Genomic DNA, 8,718 nt, shown 5'->3' on the forward strand with positions numbered 1-8,718 from the left:
GATCTGACCAATCAAATAACTGCGCTCTTCCTCGCTCAACATCAACGGATCTGTTGGGCGCCCCCGGTAGCCAGCCATCACTTCTCTCCCGCTGTTCAGGAGGAGGAATCAATGACAGGAACTTCAGTTCCAGATGACTAGGGTCAGGACTCGTTAATTCGTATTCGGCAGCAAAAACCATCGGCACCGAGCGGGGCGCCCGGCTTGAGGCTTGGGCGGCTAATCATCCGTGAGAACACTGCCGGATCCCAGTTACGCCAAGGTAAGGCTTCGGCTCCCGAGAGCCTGGTGCGCCAGCCAATCCCGGAGCATCCCCGTCCGACTTCGACGATATCGCTCTTCAAGCAAGCGGGTTCGGATCAGCCGGTCGGTTCGGAAGTGACGATAGTCCTGGCGCACCTCGCACCAGCCGACCAGTATCCGTCCATCGATGAAGTACCCAATGGCAAATGGCCAGATCACCCTTGTGCTCTCATGTCCGCCACCATCCCGGTACTGGATCTCGAGCTTATGCTGGCGCCGAATCGCTACGCGCAGGTTCGAGAGGTCCTCCGCAGCGAGGTGAGCGGATCCGGCGGGTCCAACGCGTAACGGAACTGCACCCATGCCGTCGCGGGCCTCCGTCGGAAGGACATCCCTGATCTTCGCCAGGGCATCGTCAGCCGCTACCGCCAGCGGTCGGTCTGCGAAGGTGGACACCCAGCGCATGCCCAGCATCAGGGCTTCCAACTCGACCTGCGAGAACATCATGGGAGGCAGCAGGAACCCCGGGCGAAGGACGTAGCCGACACCTGGCTCTCCCTCGATACTGGCGCCCTGCGCCTGAAGGGTCGCGATGTCACGATACAGGGTGCGGATGCTGACGCCGAGTTCATCCGCCAGCGTTCGGCCGCTAACAGGACGGCCATGGCGGCGAAGGATTTGTAAGAGACTGAGAAGACGTTCGGTGCGCACCATGGCTGAACTATACTGCCACATTCTGACAGCGTCATCCCTTATGCTCGGTTCTGCCTCTATAGGAAAGCCGAGACATGTTGATCCCCAACCTCCTCCTTCTCTACGTGGAGAACCCTCAGAACAGTGCTGCATTCTACGAGCACCTGTTCGGGATTCCCCCGACAGCCGCATATCCGACCTACGTTGCCTTCGAATTTGAGAATGGCTTAACCTTATCCCTGTGGTCCACGAGCGCCAAGAACTTCGTCTCCGGTGGTTCCGGCCACCGTTCGGAAGTGGCCTTCATGGTGCCGAACGACCAAATGGTCAGCGATCTGCATGAGCGCTGGAGCAAGGCTGGAGTCACGATCGAGCAACCGCTGCACGAAGCCGTATTCGGCCTGACCTTTGTCGCGATTGATCCGGACGGCCATCGCATCCGCGTCTGCACCCCCGACGAATGAATTCGTGCTCAAACCCTCCTAATGGCGCTTCCTACAAAATCCGCGCTAAGTGAGGTAGAAGGCGATGGCCGCTGCGATGCAGATGGCTGAGAAGAAGGTGTGGGCGCAGCGGTCATAGCGGGTCGCGATCCGGCGCCAGTCCTTGAGCTTGGCGAACATGTTCTCGACCTTGTGTCGTTGCCGATAGAGCGTCTTGTCATAGGCGATGGGAGCTTTCCGGTTCTTGGTCGGCGGAATGCAGGGTGTGATGTCCTTGTCGGCGAGAGCCTCCCGGAACCAGTTGCTGTCGTAACCTCGGTCGGCAATCAGCGTTGCGCCAGTCGGCAGCGCCTCCAGAACGAGCCGAGCGCCCTTATGGTCGCTCATCTGGCCTTCCGACAAAAGCAGGATGATGGGCCGCCCCGCCGCATCACAGACAGCGTGGAGTTTGGAGTTCAGGCCGCCTTTCGTGCGCCCGATACGACGGGGAACATCCCCTTTTTGAGCAGGCTCGCCGCCGTGCGGTGTGCCTTCAGGTGGGTGGCGTCGATCATGATCCGCTCGGGCTTGGGACCTTCACCCGCCAGAGCGGCGAAGATCCGGTCGAACACGCCCAGCCTGCTCCAGCGCATGAACCGATTGTAGAGCGTCTTATGGGGACCGTACTCCTTAGGCGCGTCCTTCCACTGTAGGCCATTGCGAATCACGTACACGATCCCGCTCACCACCCGCCGGTCGTCCACCCGTGGGACGCCGTGCGCTAAGGGGAAATACGGCGAGAGGCGCGCCATCTGGCGCTCGCTCAGCAGAAACAGATCGCTCATTAGTGCCTCCATCACAGAAGCACTGAATCACCCCTCAAGCCAAATTAATAGGTCCTGAGCCTAGATGTGGCGAGGCAGACGAGACCCGCCCGTAGGTCAACCGGCGACTGGCCTTATAAGAATTTGGCACGACGCATTTGGTCGGCATCACGCCAGAAGATTCGGCTCCTCACATCCACAACTTCGGCGGTCCGCTCGCGGTGTCCTCGTCACCGCACAGCGCATAGTTCTTGACGTTTCGTACCCGGGGTAAGGAATGTCTGCTTGCAGGAAGACCGGTGCAGGCACCCAATGTCAAAGTTGGGCGCGAAGCTGCCATAACCACACTCTGAGTTGCTCATGTTGCGTCAGGGATCATCAGGTGGGTGGGGTTGTCGGTTTTCATTTTCATTTGGAGCGCAGGCCGGCACGCCTTTTAAAATCCCATCATGGGTCAGTTTGCGTATCCCGTGGTACCGGCAGGTCATGTCGATCGCTCTCAGATGTTGGCGATTTGGTCCTTCATTGCATGCAAGTGGTCATTACCGGCCCCAAGCAACCGTCAATGGCGGTTAGGGGGCAGACACGTTCGCGACCCAATCCGAAGATCAGACGGGCCATACCTTACATCGCCCCGGTTTCTCGGCGGATAGTTCATTCTTCCCGCGCAGATCAGCGGACGCTGGCGTTATGGGTTCGTTTTATCAGGTCCGCACGAAGCGCTTCATTACTTCGGGCAGGTAGCTTGGCCCCACCGGCACGGCGATCCCGCCATCAAGCACAAGGGTTGCCGCTCCATTGGCGGAGTGTTGTAGCGAGCGCACTGCGCCGGGCCGCACGATGGCCGAGCGATGAACACGGATGAGACCGCACGGCGCAACGCGCGTCTCGATTGCCCCCATGGTCGCCCGAAGGATGTGGCTGCGCGTTGGCGTGTGCAGGAGCACATAGTCCTTGGCAGCCTCGATCCAGTCGAGCTCATCGATGCCCACCCGCACGAGCCCATGGCGTCCCTGCACCCAGAAGGCCTCATCCCCGCTCATGTTGTTTGCCTGATGCGCGGCATCGGCCGGAGCCACTTGCCCTCGGCTGGAGCGGCGGCGACGCACGCGCTCGATTGCCTGGCGCAGCCGGTCGAGCCGCAGGGGTTTTAACACATAGTCGGCAGCCTCCACATCGAAGGCATCGACAGCATGATGTTCATAGGCAGTTACAAAAATGATCTCAGGCCGGTCCGCAGGGTCGAGACCCGCAGCGATGCCCAGACCGGTGCGCCCCGGCATCTGAATGTCGAGGATCGCCACATCGGGTTTGAGCTCGATGATCTTTTGAGCCGCCTCCAGCCCGTTCGAGGCGGTTGCCACCACCTCGGTCCCCTCGATGTCCCGGAGGGCGAACACCAGCCGTTCGAGCGCCAGGGGCTCGTCGTCGGCCAGCAGGATGCGCAGCACATCGCTCATAGGGTGCCTCTCGCTTCGGCAAGCGTCAGCGGCAGACGCGCAGTGGCGAGGAAGCCGTCGCCGTGCCGCGCCGCGTCGAGCGTGCCGCGCGACCCGTAGACGAGGGCCAGCCGCTCACGGGTATTGCGCAGTCCAACGCCCGCACCGCGCGGCTTCACCGCAGGCTCGGCTCCCTCGCCGGGACCGTCATCATCCACGGACAGAACCAGGTCCTTCCCGTCCGTCTGCGCCGACAGGCGGATCGTGACAGGCTGCAGGGCCGGCCCCACCGCATGCTTGATGGCATTTTCCACCAGCGGCTGGAGGAGAAAGCTCGGCACCTGCGCCTGGCGGAGTTCGGGTGGGCAGTCGTAGCGCACGTGCAGTCGGTCGCCGAAGCGGACGGTCTCGATGTCGAGGTAGGCCTGAAGGCTTGCCAGTTCTTCATCGAGCGTGACGAATGCTGCGTCCTCGCCGCTGAGCGATGAGCGCAGAAAATCCGACAGTCGCTCGATCAACTGGCCCGCTTCTGCTGTGCGGCCGGTCTCGACCAGCGAGGCGAGCGCGTTCAGGGCGTTAAAGACGAAGTGCGGTGAGAGCTGGTGCCGTAGCGCTGCAAGTCTGGCACCAGCCGTGGCGATCCTGGCCTCCGCCAGCAGCTGATCCCGATCCCGCGCCTCGCTTGCCGACCGCAAGGCGACGGCGGCCATGGCAAAGAAGGCGTAAAGACCCGCATAGAGCAGCATGTTCGAGGCGATGATCAGGCGCATGACAAAGCCGCGCCAGGGTGTGTCGGAGACGATCTTCACCACCGGGTCGTGATCGCCAGCAACTGTGCGGAAAAGTGCTGCCGAGCCCAGGTCGATCGCCGTGTGCGCCGCAACTGCCGCAACGACGCCGACTGTCAGCAGGGATACTCTTATGGGCAGCGCCCAACGCGTGGTTGAGATCCCGCGCCACAGCAGCAGACAAAGGCCGGCGCCGACACCGGCCATGAGAGCCGCACGCATGAGGCCAGCGGCTATTCCTTCCTCCCTGGAGGCGAGCGCAGCCCCCGCCATGGCAAGAAAGCCCAGCAGCCACAAGCCGCTGACGAGCCAGGCGATTCCGAGCCGCTTATCGGCGGAAGGGGAGGGAGGTGTTGTCATAACCGAGGCATCTCCGGACCCGAAATCATATCAAAGGCCGTGCCGCCTCGCATCGCCTTTCGTCGCATCTTCGTCGCAGGCTCGTCGACCAGCCGAGATCCCGTCGATCGGGCGCAGGCCAGAAGAGGAAGAGCCGCATCTGGTGCATCCAGAGCAGGCCACTTCAAACAGACGAGATACTGATGCGCCCGATCCTGATGTCGATATTCGCAACCATCCTGAGCGCGGGGTCGGCCCTGGCCGACGACGCAGGCGTCAATGCAAACTACGATCGCATGAGCGCCGCCTACGAGGCAGAAGATGCCAGCGCCCTTGAGAAAGTCTACGCGCCAGAGGCGATCGTCTTCCCATCCCAGCCCAACGCACCCTGGGTGGTGGGGCGTGAGCACATCGTCAAAGGCCCCGGCGCTCTTCTTGCAAAAGCGAGATCAGAGCGTGGAGCTCTTCAAATCCGCTTCCGCGTGACCGGCCGACAGACCTTCGGGTCGATCATCATCGATACAGGCCTTTATCGCCTGAGCATCGCCGGTCCAGCCGGCAAGGACAGCGTGCAGGTCGGCAAGTTCATGACTGTGTCAGAGCGCCAGCCGGACGGCACCTGGGCCTTCGTTGCTGACACCGACACGCCGATGCCGACTGCGGCCTGGGACGGGGCGAAGCCGTTTGCCGGCGCCAAGTTCGACCACTGAAACACCCGGGAGAGGCACCATGAAAACCCCCGCGTTGGTACTTGCGGCCCTGCTGCTGGGCACGGCCGTCATGCCTCTGGCTCTGGACCATCAAGCGCTGGGCCGGTCCTCAACCGAGGCAGCCCGGATGATTGATGCAGCCGAACGCAAAGCCGTAATTGAAGAATTTGCCGCACTGCTGCGCGCTCGCTACGTCGATGCCGCCACGGGTTCCCGCTACGCTGCCGCCCTTGAGGGCGCCGCGGCCCGCGGGGACTTTGACGAACTGGCGGATGCGAACGCCTTCGCCGCGCGGTTGACCGATTACGTGCGGGCAGTGTCGCCGGACAAGCATCTGCGGATAAGCGTCGGGGATGTGCCCGAGCGCGGTCGCGGAACGCGTGCACCGCGCCTCCTGCCCGACCTTGAGGCGCGCTGGGTTGCGCCGGGCATCGCCTGGCTTGCCATCAACGCTTCACCTGCCGATCCGGACGTTGCGGCCGAGGCCAAGCGACTCCTTCTCGCTCACGCCGGTGCCCGTGTATTGATCCTCGACCTGCGACAGAACCGCGGCGGGGCAGGGGAGATCATGGACACGCTCTTCCCGTACCTGTTCGAGAAGCCGATACCCCTTCTTCTCATGGACACCCGCGCAGATGCTGAAGCCAGCCTCGGCGCGCCGGACGAGGGGCCATCGCTGCGCCGCGTGGCGTCGCCCGAAAGCGTCGTGCGGCGCGAACATGTGGCAACACCACACGCCAGCGAGAGGCGCTTCTTTAACACCCCGGTTTATGTGCTGACCTCGGCCAGGACCGCATCGGTTGCCGAGGCCATGACACTGGCCCTCAAGCGCACCGGCCGCGCCACCATCGTCGGCGAGACGACGAGCGGGGCCGGACACTACGGCAGCTTCGTGCGTGTGGGAGAGCGCTTCGTCGCCTTCGTGCCGTTCGGGCGAACCATTGATCCGGACACAGGGCGCGGCTGGGAAGGGGTCGGCGTTGCGCCTGACGTGGCCGTGCCTGCGGACCGGGCGCTCGAGACCGCCCTCGAACTTGCGGGCGTCACCGGATGTGGCTCTTACAGCACTTACGCGCCGCTTGGCGTTCGCTGATGTACCCCTTCGTCCTTCGAATTCTTAATGACAAAACACTCATGAGGGCCGCAAGACCCCGGGCTCCGTCCCGGCGCACAAACCGGTCAAAGCGTTCGCCTACCAGCGCACGTGCATGCCGGGTCACCGGTATTTGCTCCCTTTCTACTGCTCCCGGAACAGCTTCCCAGAACTGCAGATCCGGGCACCAGCGGCGGCAGGCCGTCCTTGCGCGCCGCTCGGATCACGGACATCAAGTAGCCGGAAATGACGCAAGTCACCGAGCAGCTTCTGGCCTCGGCCGCTGCAATCCGGTAGCGAAGCTGGCGCAGCTCGATCACCGCGCTTGCGGATCATCAGGCGGGGCCGCGAATTCCCTCCAGCCGCCGCCGAGTGCCTTGTAGAGATTGATGAGATTGCTGAGCCGCATCAGCTTGGAGCGGATCAGGGCTTGCTGCGATCCGTAAAGCGTGCGCTGCGCGTCAAGCAGGGCGAGATTATCATCCTCACCCGCCTTGAGCCGCTGTTCCGCGAGCGCATAGGCGTTGAGGCTTGCCTCGACCCGTTGCGTTTCCGACTGGATTTGAGCGTCCAATGTGCCTTTGCCGGCGAGGCCGTCAGCCACTTCGCGGAAAGCTGACTGGATCGCCCTTTCATAACTGGCGATCTCGATCCTTTTCTGCACTTCCGCACGATCGAGATTGGCCTTCAACGCGCTGCCGCCGAAGATCGGAAGCGGCAGGGTTATGCGCGGCATGAAGCTCCATGCGCCCGATCCCGACGAGAACAGATCGTCCAGGCTGGCGCTCGCCGTTCCCGCCGAGCCGGTCAAGCTGATCGTCGGGAAGAACGCCGCGCGGGCAGCGCCGATATTGGCGTTCGCAGCGCGCAGCGTATGTTCCGCCGCGCGGATGTCGGGGCGGCGTGTGAGAAGGTCTGAAGGCAAGCCAGCGGGCAGATCGGCGGGCATGATCCCGTCGGGCAGCGTGGCGGCCGCATCGAGCCGGGCGGCAAGCTCCGCCGACAGAGGCTCGCCCAGCAGCAGAACCAGCGCATTGCGATCCTGTGCGGCAAGGCGGGTATAGGTCGCACGATCCGACTCTGCCGTGCGTAGCGCCACCTCGGCGCGTTCGAGATCGAGCCGGGCAAGGTTGCCCACCTCGACGAGCTGCTTCGTCAGTGCATAGCTGCGTTCTTGGGTGGCAAGCGTTTCCTTGGCGAGGCGCAGCAGCTCCTGATCGGCGCGCAGCGTCAGATAGGCGTTGGCGACTTCGGCAACAAGGCTCATCTGCGATGCCTGCCGGGTCGCGTCGAGCGCCAGATAGGATTCGAGCGCCTGATCGCTCAAGCTGCGGATGCGACCCCAAAGGTCAAGTTCCCAGGTCGAGGAAGTCACCCCCACCTGATAGCTACGGCGGTTATAGAACAGGTCGGTCGGCAAACGTTGCGCTGTCCCTTCCGCACCGACAGCGATAGTCGGCAGCAGTTCGGATCGCTGGATGCGGTATTGCGCGCGCGCCGCTTCCACATTCAGCGCCGTCACACGAAGGTCGTGATTATTCGCCAGCGCCTTTTCGACCAACTCGTGCAGCAGCGGATCATCGTAAAAGTCTCGCCACCCAATCTCTGCTCCTCCCGCACCGGGATCGGAAGGCTGCGCGCCCTCATAGGCTGCGCCCGTCGGAAACGATGGGCTTACCGGCGCTTCCGGGCGCACATATTTCGGTGTCATAGAGCAGCCGGCAAGCACCGCCGAGCCGAGCAGAAGGGCGAGCTTGCGACTCAGGGCATTCAATCGAGCATTCATATATTTAGCTCCGAAAGCGGGGCCGATGGCTGGCGTGGTCCGCGGCGGGCCGCGAAACGTCGCACGACGACGTAAAAGACGGGAGTGAGGATCAGCCCGAACAGCGTGACCCCGAGCATCCCGGCGAACACGGCGATGCCCATGACGTGACGCATCTCCGCGCCCGCGCCGCTCGCGATCACGAGTGGAATGACGCCGGCGAGAAAGGCAATGGACGTCATCAGGATCGGCCGTAAACGCAGCTTCGCAGCCTCCAGAACCGCCGGCAGCGGCTCCATGCCCTCCTGTTCCTTCGCGCGGGCGAACTCCACGATCAGGATGGCATTCTTGGCGGCCAGGCCGACCAACACGACGAATGCGATCTGCGTGAAGATGTTGTTG

10 protein-coding genes are annotated in these 8,718 nt (G+C 63.0%); 3 read left to right on the forward strand and 7 right to left on the reverse strand.

From position 1 onward, the window contains the following. Together VIG90_RS01695 and VIG90_RS01700 are read right to left on the reverse strand one after the other, a co-directional pair. The coding region (locus VIG90_RS01695; RefSeq protein ID WP_331591688.1) for a hypothetical protein at positions 1–187 on the reverse strand (187 nt) is incomplete at its 3' end. 65 nt (positions 188–252) lie between these two features. Next, positions 253–957 (reverse strand): YafY family protein, encoded by a 705-nt coding sequence (locus VIG90_RS01700; RefSeq protein ID WP_331591689.1) that lies wholly within the window; start codon positions 955–957, stop codon positions 253–255. Between the two features lie 74 nt (positions 958–1,031). Between VIG90_RS01700 and VIG90_RS01705 the strand changes: the two genes are divergently transcribed. Then, the gene (locus tag VIG90_RS01705) at positions 1,032–1,400 is read left to right on the forward strand and encodes a VOC family protein (RefSeq protein ID WP_331591690.1); all 369 of its coding nucleotides are present in this window, start codon (positions 1,032–1,034) and stop codon (positions 1,398–1,400) included. Between the two features lie 45 nt (positions 1,401–1,445). Here the strand turns inward: VIG90_RS01705 and VIG90_RS01710 are convergent. The 3 genes from VIG90_RS01710 to VIG90_RS01720 all read right to left on the reverse strand — a co-directional run bounded on the left by VIG90_RS01710 (position 1,446) and on the right by VIG90_RS01720 (position 4,769). Further along, a protein-coding gene (locus VIG90_RS01710) for an IS5 family transposase (RefSeq protein ID WP_331591691.1) occupies positions 1,446–2,203 on the reverse strand; the annotation gives its coding sequence in 2 pieces (ribosomal slippage) (positions 1,446–1,870 and positions 1,870–2,203; 759 coding nt in all). A 683-nt stretch (positions 2,204–2,886) separates the two neighbouring features. Continuing rightward, positions 2,887–3,642, reverse strand: coding sequence for a LytTR family DNA-binding domain-containing protein (locus tag VIG90_RS01715; RefSeq protein WP_331591692.1), 756 nt, complete (start codon positions 3,640–3,642; stop codon positions 2,887–2,889). Beyond that, positions 3,639–4,769 (reverse strand): sensor histidine kinase, encoded by a 1,131-nt coding sequence (locus VIG90_RS01720; protein WP_331591694.1) that lies wholly within the window; start codon positions 4,767–4,769, stop codon positions 3,639–3,641. Before VIG90_RS01720 ends, VIG90_RS01715 begins: the two co-directional genes overlap by 4 nt. 182 nt (positions 4,770–4,951) lie before the next feature. On the opposite strand from VIG90_RS01720, the gene VIG90_RS01725 reads away from it, so the two are divergent. Further along, positions 4,952–5,458, forward strand: a complete 507-nt coding sequence (locus VIG90_RS01725) for a hypothetical protein (protein WP_331591695.1) — start codon at positions 4,952–4,954, stop codon at positions 5,456–5,458. A 19-nt stretch (positions 5,459–5,477) separates the two neighbouring features. Next, the gene (locus tag VIG90_RS01730; RefSeq protein WP_331591696.1) at positions 5,478–6,551 is read left to right on the forward strand and encodes a S41 family peptidase; all 1,074 of its coding nucleotides are present in this window, start codon (positions 5,478–5,480) and stop codon (positions 6,549–6,551) included. Between the two features lie 316 nt (positions 6,552–6,867). Here VIG90_RS01730 and VIG90_RS01735 read toward each other — a convergent pair whose 3' ends face one another. Both VIG90_RS01735 and VIG90_RS01740 read right to left on the reverse strand, forming a co-directional pair. Beyond that, positions 6,868–8,337, reverse strand: coding sequence for an efflux transporter outer membrane subunit (locus VIG90_RS01735; RefSeq protein WP_331591697.1), 1,470 nt, complete (start codon positions 8,335–8,337; stop codon positions 6,868–6,870). Then, a partial coding sequence (locus tag VIG90_RS01740; protein WP_331591699.1) for an efflux RND transporter permease subunit occupies positions 8,334–8,718 on the reverse strand: 385 nt, incomplete at its 5' end. The genes VIG90_RS01740 and VIG90_RS01735, both read right to left, overlap by 4 nt.

This window comes from Pedomonas sp. (genome assembly GCF_036515995.1).
In the GTDB taxonomy this organism is placed as follows: domain Bacteria; phylum Pseudomonadota; class Alphaproteobacteria; order Sphingomonadales; family Sphingomonadaceae; genus Pedomonas.